The organism is Streptomyces sp. NPDC058086 (assembly GCF_042885015.1).
GTDB lineage: Bacteria > Actinomycetota > Actinomycetes > Streptomycetales > Streptomycetaceae > Streptomyces.
The window spans coordinates 19,966-41,746 of the sequence record NZ_JBHVST010000032.1 but is presented as its reverse complement, the minus strand read 5'-3'; the positions used below and the strand labels follow the sequence as shown (position 1 = coordinate 41,746).

Below are 21,781 nucleotides of genomic sequence, written 5' to 3'. Positions count from 1 at the left end.
CGGCGTGTCAGGGGCGCAGCAGCGTCTTGATGGCGCGGCGCTCGTCCATGGCCCGGTAGCCCTCGGCGGCCTCGTCCAGCGGCAGGACCAGGTCGAAGACCTTGCCCGGGTCGATACGGCCGGACAGGACACGGTTGATCAGGTCGGGCAGGAAGCGGCGTACCGGGGCGGGGCCGCCGCGCAGGCCGACGTGGGAGAAGAACAGTTCCTGGCCGTCGATGGCCACGTCGTGCGGGACGCCGACGAAGCCGACGTTGCCGCCGGGGCGGGTGGACTGAACGGCCTGCCGCATCGACTCCTGCGTGCCGACGCACTCCAGGACGCAGTCGGCGCCGATGCCGCCGGTGAGCTCCTTGATACGGGCGACGCCCTCGTCACCGCGCTCGGCGACGATGTCGGTGGCGCCGAACTCGGCCGCCAGTCGCTGCCGGGAGGCGTGGCGGCTCATGGCGATGATCCGCTCCGCGCCGAGTTCCCTGGCGGCGAGGACACCGGACAGGCCGACGGCGCCGTCGCCGACCACGACCACCGTGGAGCCCGGCTTCACCTCGGCGGCGGCGGCCGCGTACCAGCCGGTGCCCATGACGTCGGAAAGGGTGAGCAGGCTCGGGACGAACGTGTCGTCGGGCTGTCCGTCGAGGGCGACCAGGGTGCCGTCGGCGAGCGGGATACGGATGTACTCGGCCTGGCAGCCGCCCACGAACTCCTTGTGCGGGCACGAGGACTGGTAGCCGGCGCGGCACACGGGGCAGGTGTTGTCGGAGGCGAAGAAGGAGCCGATGACGAACTGCCCCGGCTTGATGTCCCGCACCTCCGAGCCGGTCTCCTCGACCACGCCGACGTACTCGTGTCCGATCGGTGTGGGCTGGGCGACCTCGTTGATGCCGCGGTAGTCCCACAGGTCGGAGCCGCACACACAGGCGGCGACCGTCCGGATCACCGCGTCGGCGGGGGCGAGGATCTTCGGGTCGGGGAGGTTCTCCACCCGGATGTCACCGGGGGCGTGGATCACGGTTGCGCGCATGACTCATTCCAGAGTGAGGGGAAGGTCGAACGGGGTGGGGCGTCAGCTGCCGGGGCCGTGCGAGGGGGAAGGAGTCGGCCGTTCCGTACCGCTCGCCCGGCTCTGCGGGCGGCGGCGTGTCGAGGTCATCCGGTCGGCGGCGTCAGCATCGGTTCGGCTGCCACGGCGATGTCGAGGAGCCAGGTGGCGGTTCCGCTCGGCGATCTCCCGCGAGCGTGATCACCGCCACCGTGTGGGGTGTGCCGTCCCCGGTCGCTGCTGACGCCTGCGCTCCTGTCGGCTGTGGTCAGTGCGAGGTACGGGTGCTGGTGCGCGGGCCGTCGTACTCGGCGCCGGTGACGTGCTCCAGCCAGTTGACCTCGTCGCCCTCCCACAGCGCGATGTGCTCCATGAAGTGGTCCGGGGTCGCGCCGTGCCAGTGCTCCTCGCCGGGCGGGCAACCGATGGTGTCGCCCGGGTGGGCCTCGATGATCACGCCGTCCCGGGTGCCGATCAGGGCGACTCCGGACACGACGCGCAGGGTCTGGCCGAGGCCGTGACTGTGCCAGGCGGTGCGGGCACCGGGGGCGAAGCGGACCATGTTGGCCCGCGCCCGGGAGGGCTCCTCGCCCCGGTGGATCACGTCCGCCCAGGCGTCGCCGGTGACCATCTGGGCGGGCAGCTTCATGGTCGTCGGCTGCTTGAGGATCTCCATGGTGGTACTCCTTGCGTCGGCCGCCGCAGGGCGGCCGTGAGGGGGTGACGAGAACGAGGTCCCGCTGGTGGGACGGGGTCAGGCCGAGCGGAACTGCTCCCGGGCCACCGTCAGGGCGGACATCGCCTTGGGCCATCCGGCGTAGAACGCCATGTGGGTGATCGTCTCGATGAGTTCCGCCTCGGTCACGCCGTTCCGCTTGGCCAAGGGGAGGTGGAAGGTGAGCTGCTCGCTGCTGCCGCTGGTGATGAGGCTGGCCACGGTCACCAGGCTGCGGTCCCTCGGCGACAGCTCCGGGCTCTTCCACGCCTGCCCGAACAGCACGTCCTCGCTGTAGGCGGCCAGCGCGGGAGCGACGTCCCCGAACAGCTCCCGCGGGCCCGGTGAGGTCTTCTCCGTCATCGTTCGTGTCCTTTCCACGTTGCGCGACGGCGCTGATCGGCCCGCCGTCAGACGGGTGGGCGACACCGCGCCGGGGTTTCATTCCGCCCGCAGGCCACGGCCGCCGCCACCCGGACGACGCTCCGGCCGACCGGGCCGGTCGGCCTGGCGCCGATCGCGCCACAACCGATGGAACCGCAGGTCACGCGCGCGTGGAAGAACTCGTTGATACGTGTACTGGCAGTACACCCCACCGCCGCAGACACCGCCGAGGAAGCCGCCGTAGCCTCGAAGCCATGGACAACCGAAGCGAGGTACGCGAGTTCCTGACCAGCCGTCGCGCCAAGATCACGCCCCAGCAGGCGGGGCTGCCCGCCTACAGCGGCAACCGGCGCGTCAAGGGGCTGCGCAGGGAAGAAGTCGCGCTGCTCGCCGGCGTCAGCGCCGAGTACTACGCCCGCCTGGAGCGCGGCAACCTCTCCGGCGTCTCCGAGACCGTCCTCGACTCCCTCGCCCGCGCCCTCCAGCTCGACGAAGCCGAGCGCGCCCACCTCGACGACCTGGCCCGCACCGCCAACACCACCCGCCGCGCACCCCGCCGCCGGGCCCCGCAGCCGATCCGGCCCACCCTGCAGCACCTGCTCGACGCGATGACCGAGGCACCCGCCTTCATCCGCAACGGCCGCCTGGACATCCTGGCCACCAACCGGCTGGGCCGCGCACTGTACGACCCGGTGTTCGCCGACCCGGCCCGGCCCGTGAACCTCGCCCGGTACGAGTTCCTCAACCCCGGCGCGGCCGACTTCCTGCCCCAGCTGGAGGCCCAGGCGGCCGGAGCGGTGGCGCTGCTGCGCACCGAGGCGGGACGCGACCCGTACAACCGGGACCTGACCGACCTCGTCGGTGAACTCTCCACCCGCAGCGAGAAGTTCCGCACCCTGTGGGCCGCCCACGACGTGCGACTGCACCAGACCGGCGTCAAGCACTTCCACCACCCCGCGGTCGGCGAACTCTCCCTCCCCTTCGAGGCCATGCCCATCCCGACCGACCCCGGCCTCACCCTCACCGCCCTCAGCGCCGAGCCCGGCACGCCGTCCCACGACAGCCTCAAACTCCTCGCCAGCTGGGCCGCCACCCTCGACTACGACGACCAGCCGGACACCGCAACCACCAGCCGGTGAGCAGAGCGCACAGCGGAGCTGCGTGACGCCACCTCGGACGAGGTGAACGGCCTGTCGGCGCGCATGGCGTTCCACCAGGCACGGCTCCGGATCGAAGCGTCGTCCGTCGCGGGGCCGTCAGAGTCCCGCGATCGTGTTCCAGCGCTTGGCGAACTCCGTGCGTTCCGTGGACGTGATGTCGCGCGCGATCGCCAGCCGCTTCCGCATGGTGGCGTTCGGGAAGATCAGCGGGTTCTCGGCGAGGGCCGCGGTGTCCTCGTCCTTGGAGGAGGCGAGGACGTGCTGGGCGGCCGGGACCGGGCAGACGTAGTTGACCCAGGACGCCAGTTCGGCGGCGACCTCGGGCTCGTAGTAGTAATCGACGAGCTTCTCGGCGTTGGCCTTGTGGCGGGCCAGGTTGGGGATCATCAGCGAGTCGGACCACAGCTCGGCGCCCTCCTCGGGGACGACGAAGCGGATGTCCGGGTTGTCCGCCTGGAGTTGGATCACGTCGCCCGAGTACGCCTGACAGGCCAGTACGTCACCGCTCACCAGGTCCTTGGTGTAGTCGTTGCCCGTGAAGCGGCGGATCTGGCCGCTGTGCACATACTTCTCGACCTGGTCGCAGATCTTGTGGAAGTCGTCGGCCTTCCACCGGGTGATGTCGACGCCGTTGCCCTGCATGAGCAGCGCGAACGCCTCGTCGAGGCCGGAGAGCAGGGTGACCCTGCCCTTGAGGTCGGAGGCCCACAGGTCCGAGACGTGGTTGATCTCGCGGCCGAGCTTGCGGCGGTTGTACGCGATGCCGGTGATACCGGACTGCCACGGCACGGTGGACTTGCGGCCGGGGTCGAACGCGGGCCGGCTCAGCAGCGGGTCGAGGTACTTGGCTACGTTCGGCTGCCTGGCGCGGTCCATCTCCTGCACCCAGCCGAGCCGGACGAAGCGCGCGCACATCCAGTCGCTGATGACGATCAGGTCGCGGCCGGTCTGCTGGTGGTTCATCAGGGACGGGCTGATCTTGCCGAAGAACTCGTCGTTGTCGTTGATCTCCTCGATGTAGTCGACGGAGATCCCGGTGCGCTTGCGGAAGGCGTCCAGCGTGGGCCGCTTTGTGTGGTCCTTGTCGTCGGTGTCTATGTAGAGCGGCCAGTTCGCCCAGGTCAGCCGCTTGTCGCGGGCTGAGAGGTCGGCTCCGGCGCGGTCACCGGGTGACACGTACGCGGCGGGCACCCCGCAGCCCGCGAGGGCCCCGAGCGCCGCACCCCCGCCCAGGGCGCGCAGCAGGGACCGGCGGGAGCGGGGCGAGGTCTTCCGAATCTCTGGCACCCCGGCAGCATGCCTGCTGCGACTCCGCACGAACAATGGACGCTGCGTCGAGCGGTCGCGCGCCGACCCGACACCCTGTCAATCGCCTGGTTTCCGGGCGGTTACCTCGTGCGGTCACCTCGTAAGGCTGCCTCGCACGGCCACCTCGTACGGAGTCGGCGCCCTCCGGCCTGCCGCCGCTGCCCGAACCCGGCAAGGGAGCGGGCACGGGCCCGGGCAAGTCCCTGCGTATCGAGCCCGGAACCCCCGGTGACCCGGGCCTCCCGTCTCTCACGACCAGCGGCGGCCGGCACGCCCGACCACCGCGAGGGGGGAACACCGCGGCCCCGGACGGGATCAACTCCCGTCCGGGGCCGCGCGGTTCACACCGTACGAACTACGCGTCCAGCGACGTCATCACGTGCTTGATCCGCGTGTAGTCGTCGAAGCCGTACGCCGACAGGTCCTTGCCGTAGCCGGACTTCTTGAAGCCGCCGTGCGGCATCTCGGCGACCAGCGGGATGTGGGTGTTGATCCACACGCAGCCGAAGTCGAGGGACTTCGACAGCCGCATCGCGCGGCCGTGGTCCTTCGTCCAGACCGAGGAGGCGAGGGCGTAGTCGACGCCGTTGGCCCACTCGATGGCCTGGGCCTCGTCCGTGAAGGACTGGACGGTGATGACCGGCCCGAAGACCTCGTTCTGGATGATCTCGTCGTCCTGCTTGAGGCCGGAGACGACGGTCGCGGCGTAGAAGTAGCCCTTGTCGCCGACCTGCTGGCCGCCCGCCTCGACCTTGGCGTGCGCGGGCAGCCGCTCGATGAACCCGGCGACCTGCTTGAGCTGGTTCGGGTTGTTGAGCGGGCCGTAGAGCACGTCCTCGTCGTCCGGCTGACCGGTCTTCGTCTCGGCGGCGGCCTTGGCGAGCGCGGCGACGAACTCGTCGTGGATGGACTCCTGGACGAGGACGCGGGTGGCGGCCGTACAGTCCTGGCCCGCGTTGAAGAAGCCCGCGACCGAGATGTCCTCGACGGCCTTGGCGATGTCGGTGTCCTCGAAGACCACGACCGGGGCCTTGCCGCCCAGCTCCAGGTGGACCCGCTTGAGGTCCTTGGACGCCGACTCGGCGACGGACATGCCCGCGCGTACGGAGCCGGTGATGGAGGCCATCGCCGGGGTCGGGTGCTCGACCATCGCACGGCCGGTCTCGCGGTCACCGCAGATGACGTTGAAGACGCCCCTGGGCAGGATGCCGCCGATGATGTCGGCGATCAGGACGGTGGAGGCGGGGGTGGTGTCCGAGGGCTTCAGGACGACCGTGTTACCCGCCGCGAGCGCCGGGGCGAACTTCCACACCGCCATCATCATCGGGTAGTTCCACGGCGCGACCTGCGCGCAGACACCGATCGGCTCGCGGCGGATGATGGAGGTCATCCCCTCCATGTACTCGCCTGCCGAGCGGCCCTCGAGCATCCGCGCCGCGCCCGCGAAGAAGCGGATCTGGTCGACCATGGGCGGGATTTCCTCGGACCGGGTCAGCCCGATCGGCTTGCCGGTGTTCTCGACCTCGGCGGCGATCAGTTCCTCGGCCCGCTCCTCGAACGCGTCCGCGATCTTCAGGAGGGCCTTCTGGCGCTCGGCCGGGGTCTGGTCGCGCCAGGCCGGGAAGGCCGCGGCGGCGGCCGCCATGGCGGCGTCCACGTCGGCCTGACCGGACAGCGGCGCGCTCGCGTACGCCTCGCCGGTCGCGGGATTGACGACCTCGGTGGTCCGCCCGTCGGCGGCGTCCCGGAACTCACCGTCGATGTAATTGCGCAGACGACGCAGCTCGGTGCTCACTGCCGGCCCTCCAAGTTCAGGTGTCCAATCGCTGAGACACCCACCCTAATCCGTGAGCCCACGTTTTCAACACCCCCAGTCACCCCTTGACTGCGAAATCCGCAAACTACGACCTTGTAAACAACGAATTTCATCGCTACAGCCTTGCGGAACCGTCGAGACGTCGTGCACAGTGAGCTCGTGGCCAGTCGAAGCGCAGACCCCAGGGACTCCACCCGCGAGTCCAGGAACGGCAGTCCCCAGCTGGACTCCGTATCCCTCGCCATCATCGAGCAGCTCCAGCAGGACGGACGCCGTCCGTACGCCGCGATCGGCAAGGCCGTCGGCCTGTCCGAGGCGGCCGTGCGCCAGCGCGTCCAGAAGCTGCTCGACCAGGGCGTGATGCAGATCGTCGCCGTCACGGACCCGCTCACCGTGGGCTTCCGCAGGCAGGCGATGGTCGGCGTCAATGTCGAGGGCGACCTCGATCCGGTGGCCGACGCGCTGACCGCCATGTCGGAAGTCGAGTACGTGGTGATGACCGCGGGCTCGTTCGACATCCTCGCCGAGATCGTCTGCGAGGACGACGACCACCTGCTGGACGTCATCAACAAACGCATCCGGGCCCTGCCCGGGGTGCGCTCCACCGAGAGCTTCGTCTATCTGAAGCTCAAGAAGCAGACCTACATGTGGGGAACCCGATAGCCGTGAGCACACAGGACCTGAGCAAGACCGCGTACGACCACTTGTGGATGCACTTCACCCGCATGTCCTCGTACGAGAACGCGCCCGTTCCCACCATCGTCCGTGGTGAGGGCACCTACATCTACGACGACAAGGGCAAGCGCTACCTCGACGGTCTCGCGGGCCTGTTCGTGGTCCAGGCGGGCCACGGCCGCACCGAGCTGGCGGAGACGGCGTTCAAGCAGGCGCAGGAGCTGGCCTTCTTCCCGGTGTGGTCCTACGCCCACCCCAAGGCCGTCGAGCTCGCCGAGCGCCTCGCGCACTACGCTCCGGGCGACCTGAACAAGGTCTTCTTCACCACGGGCGGCGGCGAGGCCGTCGAGACCGCGTGGAAGCTCGCCAAGCAGTACCACAAGCTCACCGGCAACTACACGAAGTACAAGGTCATCTCGCGTGCGGTCGCCTACCACGGCACCCCGCAGGGCGCCCTGTCCATCACGGGCCTGCCGGCTCTGAAGGCCCCCTTCGAGCCGCTCGTCCCGGGCGCGCACAAGGTGCCGAACACGAACATCTACCGCGCCCCGATCCACGGCGACGACCCGGAGGCCTTCGGCCGCTGGGCCGCCGACCAGATCGAGCAGGAGATCCTCTTCGAGGGCCCGGAGACCGTCGCGGCGGTCTTCCTGGAGCCGGTGCAGAACGCCGGCGGCTGCTTCCCGCCGCCGCCCGGCTACTTCCAGCGCGTGCGCGAGATCTGCGACAAGTACGACGTGCTGCTCGTCTCCGACGAGGTCATCTGCGCCTTCGGCCGCCTCGGCACGATGTTCGCCTGTGACAAGTTCGACTACATCCCGGACATCATCACCTGCGCCAAGGGCATGACCTCGGGCTACTCCCCCATCGGTGCCGCCATCGTCTCGGACCGGATCGCCGAGCCGTTCTACAAGGGCGACAACACCTTCCTGCACGGCTACACCTTCGGCGGCCACCCGGTCTCCGCGGCCGTGGCGCTCACCAACCTCGACATCTTCGAGCGTGAGGGCCTCAACCAGCACGTGCTCGACAACGAGGCCAACTTCCTGCAGACCCTGCAGAAGCTGCACGACCTGCCGATCGTCGGCGACGTCCGCGGCAACGGCTTCTTCTACGGCATCGAGCTGGTGAAGGACAAGGCCACCAAGGAGACCTTCACGGACGAGGAGTCGGAGCGCGTGCTCTACGGCTTCGTCTCCAAGAAGCTCTTCGAGTACGGCCTCTACTGCCGCGCCGACGACCGCGGTGACCCGGTCATCCAGCTGTCGCCGCCGCTGATCTCCGACCAGTCGACCTTCGACGAGATCGAGGGGATCGTCCGTCAGGTGCTGACGGAGGCGTGGACGAAGCTCTGATCTTCCTCCGGGATGATCAACAACGGCCCCGGTGGCGCCCGTTCGAGTGAGAATGGGCGCCCCGGGGCCGCGTGCTGTCCGGCCTCCCGCCCCCGACTCCCTAGCGTGCCCAGTGACCGATCGGCCCTGCCTTCGTTCCCCCGTCCGGGGGATTGGCAGCGCAAATCTGATCTGAACGAGGTGTACGCGATGGTGGCCCCGCCGGACAACGACGTGCTCTGGGCACGCGCCCTGCACGTCAAGCACAACGGCTCGCCCGCACTCAGCGGTGTCTCGCTCGGCATCCGCGACGGCGAGATCCTCGCCGTCGGCGGCCCGCGCGGCAGCGGCAAGACGACCCTGCTCCAGTGTCTGTCGGGGCAGCTGCTGCCCCAGCGGGGCGAGGTCTGGTTCAACAGCACGCCGGTGCACACCATGGACCCCCTCACCCGCGAACGGCTGCGCCGCGACCGCTTCGGCTGGATCGACCCCACGCCCGTCCTCGTACCGGAACTGAACGCCTGGGAGAACGCGGCGCTGCCCCTGATGCTGCGCGGCTGCGGCCGCCGGGCCGCCAAGACCGCCGCCCTCGAATGGCTGGAACGCCTCGACATCCGCGACTGCGCTCGCAAACGCCCGCACGCCCTGCTCCAGACCGAGCGGCAGCGCGTCGCCATCGCCCGGGCGCTCGCCCTCTCCCCCAAGGTGCTCTTCGCCGACGAACCGTCCGCCCCGCTGCACCGCGAGGACGGCGCCCACGTCCTGCGCACCCTCACCTCGGCGGCCCGCTCCCACGGCATCACGGTCGTCCTCGCCACGCACTACGCGGACACCGCGGCCCTCGCCGACCGCACAGTGTCGCTGCTCGACGGACGGCGCGTGAACACCCTCCACCTGCCCCCGGTCGTCGAGACGGAAGGCCGGGCCGCGTGCTCGCTCTCCGTCTAGCCCGCGGGGCCCACTCCCTCGTCCAGCTGCGCAGACTCCTGGTCGCCGCCGCCTCGGCGGGCACCGGCTTTCTGCTGCTGTGCACGCTGGGGTACGCGCTGGCGCACCCGGACCCCTCGGCCGGCGCGCTGCTCCGGCTCCTGTGGTGCCTCGCGCCCGCCGCCGCCACCGTGCACCTCGCGGTCGCGGTCGCCCGTACGGACCCGGGGACCCGGCCGCGCCCGGGGCTCTCGGCGATCGGGCTCGGCCCCGGCCAGCTGATGGCGATCTCGGCGGTCACCACCGCCCTGTCGACCACGCTCGGCTCGGTGCTCGCGCTGCTCGTCTTCCTGCACCTGCGCGGCGACCTCCCCGGCATGCCCTTCGACGGCGACGCGGCGGCCTTCCTCGCCTCCGACCACCCGCTGCCGCTGCCCGCGGCCGTGACCCTGCTGCTGCTGGTCCCGCTGGCCGCCTCCCTGGCGAGCGCGGTGGCGCTGCGACCGCGGAGTCCCCGGCCGACCCGTCCCCGACGGCCGGGCGCCGACGGGGACTCCCCCCGTGAGCCGTCCCGTACACGCGCCAAGTCCGGCCCGTACGCCGACCAGCCGGGGCGCCCGATGGATCCGCAGCAGCCCGCCCCTCCGCTGCCCACCCCCGGGGGACTGCCTTGGGGCACCGCCGTCATCGCGGCGGGCCTTGCCGTGGAGGCGTACGCGAGCCGTTCGGGACCCGGCCTGGCGCTGCCTGGCCGTTTCACGGGCGGCCCCGCCCGGGTGTTCGGCGGCTGGTCCCTGACCGCGCTCGGGCTGATGCTGGCCGCCCCCGCGGTCACGCACCTGTGCGGGCGGCTGCTCCAGGCCGTACGCCCCGGCGTGCTGCGGCTGCTCGCCGGGCGCGTCCTGCAGGAGGAGGCCCGGCGCATCGGGCGCCCGCTCGGCGTGGTGTGCGCGGTCGCGTCCGGCGCGTACGCCATGGCGACGGTGTACTCGGGGGCGCGCCCCTCGTTCGGTCCCCTCAGCACGCTCGGAGCGCTGCTCGTGGCCGGGTGCACCGTCGCGACCCTGCTGACGTCTGCGGTCGAAGCCAAGCACGCGCGCGCCGACACCACGGCGGCGCTGCTGCGCATGGGGGCACCGACCACGGTGCTGCGGGGCGCCGCGCTGCTCCGCGCGGGCGCGCTGCTCGCCGCGTTCGGCCCGCTGACCTGGGTGGTCGCGGAACTGGCGGCGGTGCCGCTGGTGCGCTGAGCACGCGCACTATTTCTCGCCCGCTTCCCTCCAGGGTCCCTACCGCTTCCCTCCAGGGTCCCTACCGCTTCCGTCCCGGGTCCCTCCCGCTTCCGTCCCGGGTCCCTCCCGCTTCTTTCCCCTTACTTTCCCGCCGGGCGATGAGTTCCGCGCGGAGTGACGGTCTACCTCTGCGAACGGCACCGCATCACTTCACCCTCACCGGGAGAGACCCCTCATGTACCAGCAGATGATCTTCGTGAACCTCGCCGTGAACGACGTCGACACCTCGAAGAAGTTCTTCACCGAGCTCGGCTACACGATCAACCCGCAGTTCACGACGGACGACTGCGCCTGTGTCGTCATCAGCGACACGATCATCGCGATGCTGCTGAGCAAGCAGCGCTACGCGGACTTCACGAAGAAGGAGATCGCGGACCCGACGAAGACCAGCGAGGTGCTGCTGTGTCTGAGCGCCGAGAGCCGCGAGAAGGTCGACGAGCTCTGTGACAAGGCCCTCGCGGCGGGCGGCTCGGGGACCCGGGAGGCCCAGGACCACGGCTTCATGTACGGCCGCACCTTCGACGACCTGGACGGCCACACCTGGGAAGTCATGTGGATGGACCCGGCCGCGGTCCAGAGCTGAGCACCCCTCCGGGGGGGGGACACTCACGCGCGTGTCCCTCTCAAAGAGGGGAGACCGCCGCCCGCAGCCGAAGGACCCACCCCTAGCATGGCCGCGTGCAGCCAACCCCCCTTCACGCCGCCCATGACCGCGAGATCGAGTCTCTCGCCGAGTTCGACAAGGTCGTCTCGGAGCACGGCTCGCTCGCCCGGTTCCGCGTCCAGGCGGTGGATCTGACGGACCGTACGGACGCTCTGCTAGCCGTGGACACCGCGGGCGCCGTCTTCCTCGGCTGCCCGATGGACCCCACGGCGGCGGCACGGGTACGGGCCACCGGCGCGCTCGTCTTCCCGCCCATACCCGGACTGCCCTTCGACCCCTACCGCGGGTCGCTCTACTCCCCGGACGAGCTCTTCGCGTCGCTCGACACGGATTACGGGGTGACCCCGGACGCCCGCGCGTACGCCTGGTTCCAGCAGACCAAGGCCGACGGCGACATCTTCGCGTCGATGCTGCGCGCGATCCACGACGACTCGGTGTCGGACGCGCTCGACGAACTCCTCGTCGGCACCCGAGTCGTGGGCGTGATGGGCGGCCACGCGATGGCACGCGGCACGGAGGCCTACGAGGGCGCCGCACGCCTGGGGCGCGAACTGGCGCGTGCCGGGCTCACGGTCGCCACCGGCGGCGGCCCCGGCGCGATGGAGGCAGCGAACCTCGGCGCGTACGCCGCCCCGTTCGACGACGAGATGCTCACCGAGGCGCTCCGGTTCCTCGCCGAGGCACCCTCGTTCACCCCCTCCATCGGCGACTGGGCGCGCGCCGCCTTCGCCGTGCGCGAGCGCTGGCCGGACGGCGGCCCCTCCGTCGGCATCCCGACCTGGTTCTACGGCCACGAACCGCCGAACGCCTTCGCCGCCCACATCGCCAAGTACTTCGCCAACGCGACCCGGGAGGACGGGCTGTTGGCCCGCTCGAACGCGGGTGTCGTCTTCCTGCCGGGCGCCGCCGGGACCGTACAGGAGATCTTCGACAACGCGACCCCGAACTACTACGAGTCACGCGGTGAGCCCACCCCCATGGTTCTCGTGAACCGTGCGCATTGGACCGAAAAACACCCCACTTGGCCCCTTCTCCAGTCCCTTGCCCGCGAACGGTCCATGGAGTCCCGGATCGCACTGGTGGACCGGATCGAGGAGGCACCGGAGGCGCTCAAACGCCTCGGCGGTTAACGACAAGGCAAAGCCGACGGCACGGCAGGGCATATGCATTGACAGCCCTTAGGTGGCACTTATAAACCTGTGAGGCCCGAGGGGGCCCTGTTGACACAGCAGAACCCCCCTTAAACCCCCCGCAGTTGCGCATTCTGTGAAGGGCAATCGTGTCCATATCTCGCCGTACCGCACGTTCCGTGCGAATCCTCGGTGTTGCCTCCGCCACGGCCGCGCTCGCGCTCGGCGTCGCCGGCAACGCCCTTGCTTGCAACATCCGTGACTTCTCGGCCGTCGCGTCCTGCGACGACAACGGGAAGGGCATCATCACCGTGACCGACACCGACGCCTCGGGCGTCGAGGCCACGGTCAGCGTGTACCTGGAGTCCAACGGAGCGGACGCCCGCATGGTGGGCTCCGAGACGGTCAAGGGCACCAAGAAGGGTGCCGTCGTCACCTTCTCCGAGGACTGGGCCCCCAACGCCACGTACCGCGTGCGCATCGAGGCCGGGAAGATCGTCAACGAGGACATCTCGCCGCAGCTGACGACACCGTCCGACGCGTGCAAGACCACCGAGTCGCCCTCGCCGTCGGCCTCGGAGACCCCGAAGCCCTCCGAGACCCCCTCCTCGCCCGCCTCCTCGGGGACGCCTTCCGAGAACCCGTCGGAGTCGGAGAGCAGCGCCGCGCCCGCGACGCCGGGCGACAACGCCCCGTCCCCCGCGGCCGGTAGCTCCAACCTCGCCGAGACCGGTGCGAACTCCAACACGCCGATGATCGCCGGTATCGCCGGTGCCCTCGTGCTGGTCGGCGGCGGAGCGGTGTTCTTCGGCATGCGTCGCCGCGGCGCCTCGAAGTCGAGCTGAACCGCACACCGTACGTCCGCGTGAAACGTGTGGCCCGTCCCTCTCGAAGGGGGCGGGCCACACGCCTGTCCGGGTCCGCCGGCTAGCCGAAGGTCGCCCGCTCCAGCCAGAAGTCCAGCAGCTCCCGCTCCCCCAGCACCTCCAACCGTCCGTCGTCCAGCGGCAGTCGGCGGTAGAAGGCGAGCAGGACGTCGGTGAGCGGGCCGCGCAGCGCGACGGTTGCCTTCTCGTGGTCCCGGCGCCAGGTGACGCCCTCCTCGGTGAGCTCGACGACCCACTCGGCGTCGAGTTCGGGCGGGGTGTCGGTGGCGTGCAGATGGATGCTGCGGCCCGGGCCGCGCAGTTCGGCCGCGGCGGCGTCGTGCGGTCGCGTCCGCTGCACGAACTCGATGATCCCCAGCCACTCGTCGATCGCGTCCGCGGCCACATCGGACGCCACCTCGTACGGCAGCCCGGCCGCCAGCGTCGCGTCGGCTCGGTGGATCACCAGCTCGTGCGTCATCCGGCGGGCCCAGAAGCCGGAGCTGAGGTCCCCTGCCCAGGCCCACACCTCGGTGTCGGGCCCCGCCTCGCGCAGCGCGGCCACGAGCATCTCGCCGGTCTCGGCGAGCCAGGCGTCCAGCGCGGCGGGGTCGCCCTCGGCGGCGGGTCCCTCAAGGAGCGGCACCTGCTCGTCGTGGACGTTCTCCCGCGCCCTCGTGCGGACGATGAGCTCGACCCAGCGCAGCGCGCCGCCCGTGTGCCGCACGAGCCGCTCCAGCGACCAGTCCGGGCAGGTCGGCACGGTCGCGGACAGGTCGGCCCCGGACGTCACCACGTCCCTCAGCAGCCGCACCTCCAGCTCGATCGCGTCGCAGTAGCGGTCATGTGCGAGTGGCGTCATGATCCGCACCCTACGGCGCCGACGGCTCCCCGAGCACGACGATTTCGGCTGCCTCGAACACCACGCCGACCTCGTCACCGGGCGCGGGCGCCTCCCGCAGCGCGCACGCCGCTTCGATGGGCGGCGCGTCTTCCGGCTTCAGCTGTACGGCGACGTGGTTGCCCCGGAAGGTGCGTGCGGCCACGGTGCAGCGCAGCCCGTCCGCGGGGTCGACCAGCCGCACGCCCGCGGGCCGTACGAGGAGCGTGCCGGGACCCTGCGCGGTGCCCTCCGGCACCGGGACCTTCCCCCACGGGGTGTCCGCGAGCCGATCGCGCACCGTCGCCGCGACCACGTTGTCGAAGCCGAGGAAACGGGCCACGAACTCGTCCGCCGGGTACTGCCAGACCTCAAGTGGCGTGCCGGACTGGGCGATCCGTCCCTCGCGCATCACCACGACCCGGTCGGCGAGCGCGAAGGCCTCGCCCTGGTCGTGGGTGACGGCGAGCACGGTCGTGCCCAACTCGCCGAAGAGCTGCCGGAGTTCCACGACGAGCCGTTCCCGCAGCGAGCGGTCCAGCTGGCCGAGCGGCTCGTCGAGCATCAGCAGCCGGGGGCGCGGGGCGAGCGCACGGGCCAGCGCGACCCGCTGCTGCTCACCACCGGAGAGGGCGGCGACAGCGCGCGCCTGGGCCCCGGGCAGCCCGACCAGCTCCAGCAGCTCCTGGACCCGTGCGGCCTGTTGGTCCTTCGACGCGCCGTGCATGCGCAGCCCGAAGGCGACATTGCCGCCCACGTCCCGCTGCGGGAAGAGCTGGTGATCCTGGAACATCAGCCCGACACCCCGCTTGTGCGCGGACACCCCGGCCTGGTCGCGCCCCGCCAGGAGCACGCGGCCCGCGTCGAGCGGCTGCAGTCCGGCCACCGCCCGCAGCAGCGTGGACTTGCCGCTGCCGCTCGGTCCGAGCACACACACGATCTCGTGCTCGGCGACGTCGAGGCCGACGGCGTCGAGTACCGGCCGACCGCCGAAGCGTACGGACGCGGCCTCGACCCTCAGCAGGGCGTCGCCCGTCCGGGTCCAGGTCCGGGTCCGGGGATGCTCCGTCGTTCCCTCCTGCGCCTCCTCCGTCGCTTGCTTCGCCAGTCGCGCCATCAGAACTCCCCCGTCCGGTCGGTGCGGATGCGCTCCAACAGCAACAGGGCCACCGCGCACACCACCATCAAGATCGTCGAAAGGGCCATCGCCTGGCCGTAGTTGAGGTCACCCGCACGCCCCAGCAGCCGGGCCACGGCAACCGGCAGGGTGGGGTTGTCGGGCCGCGCGATGAAGACCGTCGCCCCGAACTCGCCCAGCGACACGGCGAAGGCGAACCCCGCCGCGATCAGCAGCGCCCGCCGCACCATCGGCAGGTCGACCTCCCGCCACACCCGCCAGGGCGACGCTCCGAGGACGGCGGCGGCCTCCCGGAGCCTTCCGTCCACCGCCCGCAGCACCGGCAACATGGTGCGTACGACGAAGGGGACGCCCACCAGTGCCTGCGCGAGCGGCACCAGGATCCAGGAGGAACGCAGATCCAGCGGCGGTTCGTCGAGCGCGATCAGGAAGCCGAACCCGACGGTTACGGCGGACACGCCGAGCGGCAGCATCAGCAGCGCGTCGAAGCCCCGTACGAGACGCCCGGTCATGGGAGTCCCCCCGGTCGAGCGAAGCCGAGACTGGGGGAGGGTGAGCGCCGCGGCCGCCATACCGCCGATCACGACGGCGACGGCGGTGGCGGCGAGCGCGTACTCCAGCGAGTTGCCGATCGCCGCGATCGGTGCCACCAGGAAGATGCCGCTGTCGGCCGAGGTCAACGCCTTGTAGTACGCGAATCCGTAGCCGCCGGGTGCGTCCAGGGACCGCTGGACCAGTACCCCGAGCGGCAGGACGAGGAGAACGAGGATGCTCGCCAGGACCCCGCCCAGCAGCGCCCACTGACCGGCCCCGCGGGGTCGGCGCACGGTCACCTCCGGAGCCACCAGACGCAGTGCGGTCTCCCGGCGGCGTACGGTCCAGGCGTGCACGGCGAGGATCGCGCCGACCGCCACGAACTGGACGATCGTCAGCACCGCCGCGGTCGCGAGGTCGAAGATCTCCGAGGTCTGCCGGTAGATCTCGACCTCCAGGGTGGAGAAGGTCGGCCCGCCGAGGATCTGCACCACACCGAACGAGGTGAAGGTGAAGAGGAAGACCATCAGCGCGGCGGCGGCCACGGCCGGGCTCAGCGCCGGCAGCGTCACCTTGCGCCAGGCCGCGAACCGGGAGGCACCCAGCATCCGCGCGGCCTCCTCCTGACGCGGGTCGAGCTGCGACCAGAGCCCGCCGACGGTCCGTACGACCACCGCGTAGTTGAAGAAGACGTGCGCGAGCAGAATCGCCCAGACGGTGGTGTCCAGCCGTACGCCCCACAGCTGATCGAGGAGTCCGCCCCGGCCCACCAGGGCCAGGAACGCCGTACCGACCACGACCGTCGGCAGCACGAACGGGACCGTCACCACCGCTCGCAGCACCTGCTTGCCCCTGAAGTCGAAGCGCGCGAATACATACGCGCCGGGGAGCGCGATCAGCAGCGTGAGCGCCGTGGAGGCGAGCGCCTGCCAGGTGGTGAACCACAGGACGTGCCGGATGTCGGACTGCGCGAGCACCTCACCGATCCGCCCGAACCGCCAGACCCCGTCGATCTTGAGGCCGCGGGCGACGATCGCGGCGACGGGGTAGGCGAAGAAGACGGCGAAGAACGCGACGGGCAGGGCCATCAGCCCGATCCGCGTCGCGCTCTCCTTGCGTCTCCTCCGAGGCGCTACTTCAGTACGAGCGAGGTCCACGACTTGACCCACTGGTCACGGTTGTCGGCGATCTTGGCGGGCGCCAGGGTCTCGGGATCCTTGGCCTGCGGGCCGAACTTCACGAACTCCTCGGGCACCTGGGCGGTCTCGCGGACCGGGTACACGAACATGTTCAGCGGCATGTCGTCCTGGAACTCGACGCTGATGAGGAAGTCGAGAAGCGCCTTGCCGCCCTTGGTGTTCTTCGCGTTGCTCAGCAGCCCCGCGTACTCGACCTGGCGGAAGCAGGTGCCGCTCGCGACCCCGGTCGGCGCGGTCTTCGGCTTCGGGTCGGCGTAGATCACCTCGGCGGGCGGGGAGGAGGCGTACGAGACGACCAGCGGCCGGTCGGCCTTGGCCTTCTTGCCTCCCGCGGACCCGGAGAACTCGTCGTTGTAGGCCTGCTCCCAGCCGTCGACCACCTTCACGCCGTTGGCCCTGAGCTTCTTCCAGTAGTCCTGCCACCCGTCGTCGCCGTACTTCGCCGCGGTCCCGAGCAGGAAGCCGAGGCCGGGCGAGGACGTGGCCGCGTTCTCGGTGACGAGGAGGTTCTTGTACGCGGGCTTGATCAGGTCGTCGAACGAGGCGGGCGGGGCCAGCTTGTGCTTGCTGAAGTAGGCCTTGTCGTAGTTGACGCAGATGTCACCGGAGTCGATGGGCGTGACCCGGTGCTTGTCCTGGTCGATCCGGTACTGCTGGACGATCTGGTCGGAGCCCTTGGCCTCGTACGGCTGGAACAGCCCGTTGTCGAGCGCACGGGACAGCAGGGTGTTGTCGACGCCGAAGAAGACGTCGCCCTGCGGGTTGTCCTTGGTGAGGATGGCCTTGTTGACGGCCTGCCCGGCGTCGCCGTCCTTGAGGACCTTGACCTTGTACCCGGACTGCTTCTCGAAGTCCTGCAGCACGCTCTTCGACACAGCCCATGAGTCGTGGCTGACGAGCGTGACGGTCTTGGAGTCCCCGGCGCCGCCGCTGTCGGAGGACCCGCACGCGGACAGCGTGACGAGGCCCAGCCCGATGGCCGCGGCCGTGGTCGTCCTCTTGATGCTCACTGAATTCCTCCTGGGATGACCAGGAAGAGACGCGGCCCTGCCCGGGATCCTCGGAAGGTTCCCGGGCAGGGCGCAACAGCTTGAGTGATGCCCGAACTTCCTACCCAGAATGACCTGGGCAAGGTTCAGAGGGTCTGCGGCCCACCGGTGCTCCGGCTACCGCACTCTCAGCGCTGTGGCGCTCCCCTGTCGGAATATGAAGATGTCGGAAATTGAAATTGCACTGACTGACAGTGGCCGGCACCAGCCGCCATCGACTGAAAAGGCGCTGCCGGGCACTGCCGCCGATCAGACTATCGCTCGGTCGCGGCCAGCTGTCCGCATGCCCCGTCGATCTCCTGGCCCCGGGTGTCCCGGACGGTCACCGGCACCCCGTGAGCCGCGATCGCCTCGACGAACGCCTTCTCGTCCTCGGGCCGCGAGGCGGTCCACTTCGAACCCGGCGTCGGGTTCAGCGGGATGAGGTTGACGTGCACGGGCTTGCCCTTGAGCAGCCGCCCGAGCCGGTCACCACGCCATGCCTGGTCGTTGATGTCCCGGATGAGGGCGTACTCGATGGACAGCCGGCGCCCGGACTTGGCCGCGTACTCCCAGCCTGCGTCGAGCACCTCGCGCACCTTCCACCGCGTGTTGACGGGGACGAGGGTGTCGCGCAGCTCGTCGTCAGGGGCGTGCAGCGAGATGGCGAGACGGCACTTGAAGCCCTCGTCGGAGAACCGGTGGATGGCGGGCACCAGCCCGACCGTCGACACGGTGATCCCGCGCTGCGAGAGCCCGAGCCCGTCCGGCTCGGGGTCGGTGAGCGCGCGGATGGCGCCCACGACCCGCTTGTAGTTGGCGAGCGGCTCGCCCATGCCCATGAAGACGATGTTGCTCAGCCGCGCCGGGCCGCCCGGGATCTCACCGTCTCGCAGGGCCCGCATCCCGTCCACGATCTGGTGCACGATCTCGCCCGTGGACAGGTTCCGGTCCAGCCCGGCCTGTCCGGTGGCGCAGAACGGGCAGTTCATCCCGCAGCCCGCCTGCGAACTGATGCACATGGTCACCCGGTCCGGGTAGCGCATCAGGACGGACTCGACGAGCGTGCCGTCGAACAGGCGCCACAGGGTCTTGCGGGTGGTGTCCTGGTCGGTCGACAGATGCCGCACGACCGTCATCAGCTCGGGAAGCAGCGCCTCCTGGAGCTTTCCGCGCGCGGCGGCCGGGATGTCCGTCCACTCCGCGGGGTCGTGCGCGAACCGCGCGAAGTAGTGCTGCGAGAGCTGCTTGGCGCGAAACGGCTTCTCACCGATCGCGGCAACCGCCTCTTTGCGCTCGGCGGGCGTGAGGTCGGCGAGGTGCCGCGGCGGCTTCTTGGCTCCGCGGGGGGCGACGAATGTGAGTTCTCCGGGCTTAGGCATGGCCATACCAGTGTCGCAGATGGATCGGAGTGACCCGCGGCCCGAGTTTCCGGGGTGATCGTCGATGGTGCCGCCGGCGTTCGGTGCGGTCGGAGCGGCCGGTTCGATGGGTAATTTGCGGGTATTTGCATGATATGAGTACTGCATCGATGTATTTGGCGGAGCCCAGCGGTCTGATCAGCCTCGCGCTGTTCCTGATCGCCGTGGCACTCATCACGCTCCTGGCCGGCAGCTTCTGGCTGAGCTGCCGTATGCGGACCCGCGCACCGCGTCTGCCGCGCGCCGAGGAACAGCCGCACGTGCCGCAGGGTGGCCCGGTCCGCGAGATGCGGGAGATCCGGGAGCCCGCCGAGATACCCAAGGTGACCAAGGGTCAGCACGCTCTCACCCCGTACGAGCTGACCCACATGTCGACCCGCACGAGCCCGTCGCAGAAGCGAGAGCGCTGGCACGACGGCGGGAGCGGCTCGTTCGGCAGCGGTGGACTGGGCCACCACTGACGCCGATCCGTCGACCACGCTGCGAAAAGGGGCCCGCCGCCCTGTGGACGACGAGCCCCTCACCGACATGTGCGCAGGTCAGCCGGATCCCATGACAGGTCAGGCGGATCCCACGAAGAGCACCAGCAGCAGCCAGACCACCGGCGCGGTCGGCAGCAGCGAGTCCAGCCGGTCCATGATGCCGCCGTGACCCGGCAGCAGGGTGCCCATGTCCTTGATGCCCAGGTCCCGCTTGATCATGGACTCGCCGAGGTCGCCGAGCGTGGCGGTGGCCGCGACCGCGAAGCCCAGGATCAGCCCCTGCCACCACGTGCCGTCCTCGATCAGGTACTGCATGCACAGCGCGCCCCCGACCATCGCGAAGGTGACCGCTCCGAACAGGCCCTCGCGGGTCTTGCCGGGGCTGATGCGCGGCGCCAGCTTGTGCTTGCCGAAGCGCCAGCCGATCGCGTACGCGCCCGTGTCGCTGACGACCGTCAGCAGCAGGAACGTCAGGACGCGGCGCGGACCGTCGTCGGCGGTCAGCATCATGGCCACGAACGTCGCCAGGAACGGCACGTAGAAGGCCGCGAAGACGCCCGCCGTGACGTCCTTGAGATAGCCCTCGGGCGGTTCCGTCATCCGCCAGACCAGGACCGCCAGCGCGGTGAGCGCCATCGCCACCCACGCGCCCTCGGCACCCCGGACGTAGCCGGAGACGACCATCGCCGCACCGCCCACCGCCAGCGGGACGAGCGGCGCCTTGATGCCCTTGCGTTCCTCGAGCCGTGACGTGAGCTCCCACAGGCCCACCACCACGGCGACCGCTATGACCCCGACGAACACGGCCTTGACGACGAACAACGACGCGACGATCACCGCACCGAGCCCGACGCCGACCCCTATCGCGGCACCCAGATCGCGTCCCGCACTCTTCTTCTGCGGCGCGGGGGCGGGCTGTGGGACGGGGCTGGGCATGGGCTCCTGCGGCTTCTGCGACGGGGTCCCGAGGGATCCCGCCGACGGGGTGTCGTCGCGGAACAGGGGGCCACTCAGCCGAGCGGCCCCCCGGTCGTCATCCTGGTCTCCGCCGTGTGCGGGTACGTCGGGCACGATGGGCATGGGGCGAGTCTGCTGCGCGTTATGCGCATCGTATGCGGGACCCGCCGGGGCTGCCCCCTGGACAGGCCCCTGCTCGGACGGCCCCCAGTACCCGGCTTGTGGCGGCGCCCCCCAGGAAGAGTCGTTCATCAGACCTCGAGCAGCTCCGCTTCCTTGTGCTTCAGGAGCTCGTCCACCTGTGCGACGTACTTCGCGGTGGTGTCGTCGAGCTCCTTCTCCGCGCGGCGGCCCTCGTCCTCGCCGACCTCGCCGTCCTTGATCAGCTTGTCGATGGCGTCCTTGGCCTTGCGACGGACCGAGCGGATGGACACCTTGGCGTCCTCGCCCTTGGTCTTGGCGACCTTGATGTAGTCCTTGCGGCGCTCCTCGGTCAGCTCGGGGAACACCACCCGGATGATGTTGCCGTCGTTGCTCGGGTTGACGCCCAGGTCGGAGTCGCGGATCGCCTGCTCGATGTTGCGCATCGCGCTCTTGTCGAACGGGGTCACCACGGCCATGCGCGGCTCCGGCACCGAGAACGAGGCCAGCTGGTTGATCGGCGTCAGCGCGCCGTAGTAGTCGGCCACGATCTTGTTGAACATCGCCGGGTGCGCACGGCCGGTGCGGATCGCGGCGAAGTCCTCCTTGGCGACCACGACGGCCTTCTCCATCTTCTCCTCGGCCTCGAGGAGGGTCTCTTCGATCACCACTTGCTCCTGCGTGTCTT

General features: G+C 70.2%; 21 protein-coding genes and 1 riboswitch. Of the genes, 9 read left to right on the top strand and 12 right to left on the bottom strand.

Annotated features, from left to right (window positions below; genetic code table 11):
- Positions 1 to 7: 7 nt before the first annotated feature.
- From ACFVWD_RS24800 to ACFVWD_RS24790, 3 genes are all read right to left on the bottom strand, one after another.
- A complete protein-coding gene (locus ACFVWD_RS24800) occupies positions 8 to 1,024 on the bottom strand; it encodes a zinc-dependent alcohol dehydrogenase family protein (protein ID WP_389599022.1) in 1,017 nt (338 codons plus the stop codon).
- A 286-nt stretch (positions 1,025 to 1,310) separates the two neighbouring features.
- Positions 1,311 to 1,718 (bottom strand): cupin domain-containing protein, encoded by a 408-nt coding sequence (locus tag ACFVWD_RS24795; RefSeq protein ID WP_389599021.1) that lies wholly within the window; start codon positions 1,716 to 1,718, stop codon positions 1,311 to 1,313.
- Positions 1,719 to 1,796: 78 nt separating this feature from the next.
- A complete protein-coding gene (locus ACFVWD_RS24790) occupies positions 1,797 to 2,120 on the bottom strand; it encodes a carboxymuconolactone decarboxylase family protein (RefSeq protein ID WP_389599020.1) in 324 nt (107 codons plus the stop codon).
- A gap of 275 nt (positions 2,121 to 2,395) precedes the next feature.
- Here ACFVWD_RS24790 and ACFVWD_RS24785 point away from each other — a divergent pair, with 275 nt between their 5' ends.
- Positions 2,396 to 3,280, top strand: a complete 885-nt coding sequence (locus ACFVWD_RS24785; protein WP_389599018.1) for a helix-turn-helix transcriptional regulator — start codon at positions 2,396 to 2,398, stop codon at positions 3,278 to 3,280.
- Between the two features lie 117 nt (positions 3,281 to 3,397).
- On the opposite strand, the gene ACFVWD_RS24780 is transcribed toward ACFVWD_RS24785, so the two are convergent.
- Both ACFVWD_RS24780 and ACFVWD_RS24775 read right to left on the bottom strand, forming a co-directional pair.
- Entirely contained in the window at positions 3,398 to 4,588 is a 1,191-nt protein-coding gene (locus ACFVWD_RS24780; RefSeq protein ID WP_389599017.1) for a spermidine/putrescine ABC transporter substrate-binding protein, read from the bottom strand.
- A gap of 376 nt (positions 4,589 to 4,964) precedes the next feature.
- The gene (locus tag ACFVWD_RS24775) at positions 4,965 to 6,404 is read right to left on the bottom strand and encodes a gamma-aminobutyraldehyde dehydrogenase (protein WP_389599015.1); all 1,440 of its coding nucleotides are present in this window, start codon (positions 6,402 to 6,404) and stop codon (positions 4,965 to 4,967) included.
- A 165-nt stretch (positions 6,405 to 6,569) separates the two neighbouring features.
- Here ACFVWD_RS24775 and ACFVWD_RS24770 point away from each other — a divergent pair, with 165 nt between their 5' ends.
- From ACFVWD_RS24770 to ACFVWD_RS24740, 7 genes are all read left to right on the top strand, one after another.
- Positions 6,570 to 7,088, top strand: coding sequence for an Lrp/AsnC family transcriptional regulator (locus ACFVWD_RS24770; RefSeq protein WP_054235338.1), 519 nt, complete (start codon positions 6,570 to 6,572; stop codon positions 7,086 to 7,088).
- On the top strand, positions 7,073 to 8,455 hold the full coding sequence (locus tag ACFVWD_RS24765; RefSeq protein ID WP_389599013.1) for an aspartate aminotransferase family protein: 1,383 nt from the start codon (positions 7,073 to 7,075) through the stop codon (positions 8,453 to 8,455). Before ACFVWD_RS24770 ends, ACFVWD_RS24765 begins: the two co-directional genes overlap by 16 nt.
- Before the next feature lie 189 nt (positions 8,456 to 8,644).
- Entirely contained in the window at positions 8,645 to 9,382 is a 738-nt protein-coding gene (locus ACFVWD_RS24760) for an ABC transporter ATP-binding protein (protein WP_389599012.1), read from the top strand.
- Positions 9,364 to 10,611: a hypothetical protein gene (locus ACFVWD_RS24755; protein ID WP_389599011.1), complete on the top strand. Its 1,248-nt coding sequence runs from the start codon at positions 9,364 to 9,366 to the stop codon at positions 10,609 to 10,611. The genes ACFVWD_RS24760 and ACFVWD_RS24755 overlap by 19 nt, the downstream gene beginning before the upstream one ends.
- 217 nt (positions 10,612 to 10,828) lie before the next feature.
- On the top strand, positions 10,829 to 11,236 hold the full coding sequence (locus ACFVWD_RS24750) for a VOC family protein (RefSeq protein ID WP_075031245.1): 408 nt from the start codon (positions 10,829 to 10,831) through the stop codon (positions 11,234 to 11,236).
- Between the two features lie 95 nt (positions 11,237 to 11,331).
- Positions 11,332 to 12,447 carry an LOG family protein gene (locus tag ACFVWD_RS24745; RefSeq protein WP_389599010.1) on the top strand — a complete coding sequence of 372 codons (1,116 nt, stop codon included), beginning with the start codon at positions 11,332 to 11,334 and terminating at the stop codon, positions 12,445 to 12,447.
- A 179-nt stretch (positions 12,448 to 12,626) separates the two neighbouring features.
- On the top strand, positions 12,627 to 13,292 hold the full coding sequence (locus tag ACFVWD_RS24740; protein ID WP_389599009.1) for an LAETG motif-containing sortase-dependent surface protein: 666 nt from the start codon (positions 12,627 to 12,629) through the stop codon (positions 13,290 to 13,292).
- 82 nt (positions 13,293 to 13,374) lie between these two features.
- Here the strand turns inward: ACFVWD_RS24740 and ACFVWD_RS24735 are convergent, their stop codons facing one another.
- From ACFVWD_RS24735 to rlmN, 5 genes are all read right to left on the bottom strand, one after another.
- A complete protein-coding gene (locus ACFVWD_RS24735) occupies positions 13,375 to 14,175 on the bottom strand; it encodes a maleylpyruvate isomerase family mycothiol-dependent enzyme (RefSeq protein WP_389599008.1) in 801 nt (266 codons plus the stop codon).
- 10 nt (positions 14,176 to 14,185) lie between these two features.
- On the bottom strand, positions 14,186 to 15,310 hold the full coding sequence (locus ACFVWD_RS24730; protein ID WP_389599006.1) for an ABC transporter ATP-binding protein: 1,125 nt from the start codon (positions 15,308 to 15,310) through the stop codon (positions 14,186 to 14,188).
- On the bottom strand, positions 15,310 to 17,022 hold the full coding sequence (locus tag ACFVWD_RS24725) for an ABC transporter permease (protein WP_389599005.1): 1,713 nt from the start codon (positions 17,020 to 17,022) through the stop codon (positions 15,310 to 15,312). The genes ACFVWD_RS24730 and ACFVWD_RS24725 overlap by 1 nt, the downstream gene beginning before the upstream one ends.
- On the bottom strand, positions 16,998 to 18,074 hold the full coding sequence (locus ACFVWD_RS24720; RefSeq protein WP_389599003.1) for a thiamine ABC transporter substrate binding subunit: 1,077 nt from the start codon (positions 18,072 to 18,074) through the stop codon (positions 16,998 to 17,000). The genes ACFVWD_RS24725 and ACFVWD_RS24720 overlap by 25 nt, the downstream gene beginning before the upstream one ends.
- Before the next feature lie 79 nt (positions 18,075 to 18,153).
- A riboswitch (TPP riboswitch) is annotated at positions 18,154 to 18,272 on the bottom strand.
- Positions 18,273 to 18,367: 95 nt separating this feature from the next.
- Positions 18,368 to 19,474 (bottom strand): 23S rRNA (adenine(2503)-C(2))-methyltransferase RlmN, encoded by a 1,107-nt coding sequence (gene rlmN, locus ACFVWD_RS24715; protein WP_168496075.1) that lies wholly within the window; start codon positions 19,472 to 19,474, stop codon positions 18,368 to 18,370.
- 134 nt (positions 19,475 to 19,608) lie between these two features.
- On the opposite strand from rlmN, the gene ACFVWD_RS24710 reads away from it, so the two are divergent.
- The gene (locus tag ACFVWD_RS24710) at positions 19,609 to 19,974 is read left to right on the top strand and encodes a DUF6479 family protein (protein ID WP_389599002.1); all 366 of its coding nucleotides are present in this window, start codon (positions 19,609 to 19,611) and stop codon (positions 19,972 to 19,974) included.
- Positions 19,975 to 20,073: 99 nt separating this feature from the next.
- Here ACFVWD_RS24710 and ACFVWD_RS24705 read toward each other — a convergent pair whose 3' ends face one another.
- Complete coding sequence (locus tag ACFVWD_RS24705; RefSeq protein WP_168496069.1) at positions 20,074 to 21,204, bottom strand: phosphatidate cytidylyltransferase; 1,131 nt, start codon at positions 21,202 to 21,204, stop codon at positions 20,074 to 20,076.
- Positions 21,204 to 21,761, bottom strand: a complete 558-nt coding sequence (gene frr, locus ACFVWD_RS24700) for a ribosome recycling factor (RefSeq protein ID WP_054235439.1) — start codon at positions 21,759 to 21,761, stop codon at positions 21,204 to 21,206. Before frr ends, ACFVWD_RS24705 begins: the two co-directional genes overlap by 1 nt.
- Positions 21,762 to 21,781: the final 20 nt, after the last annotated feature.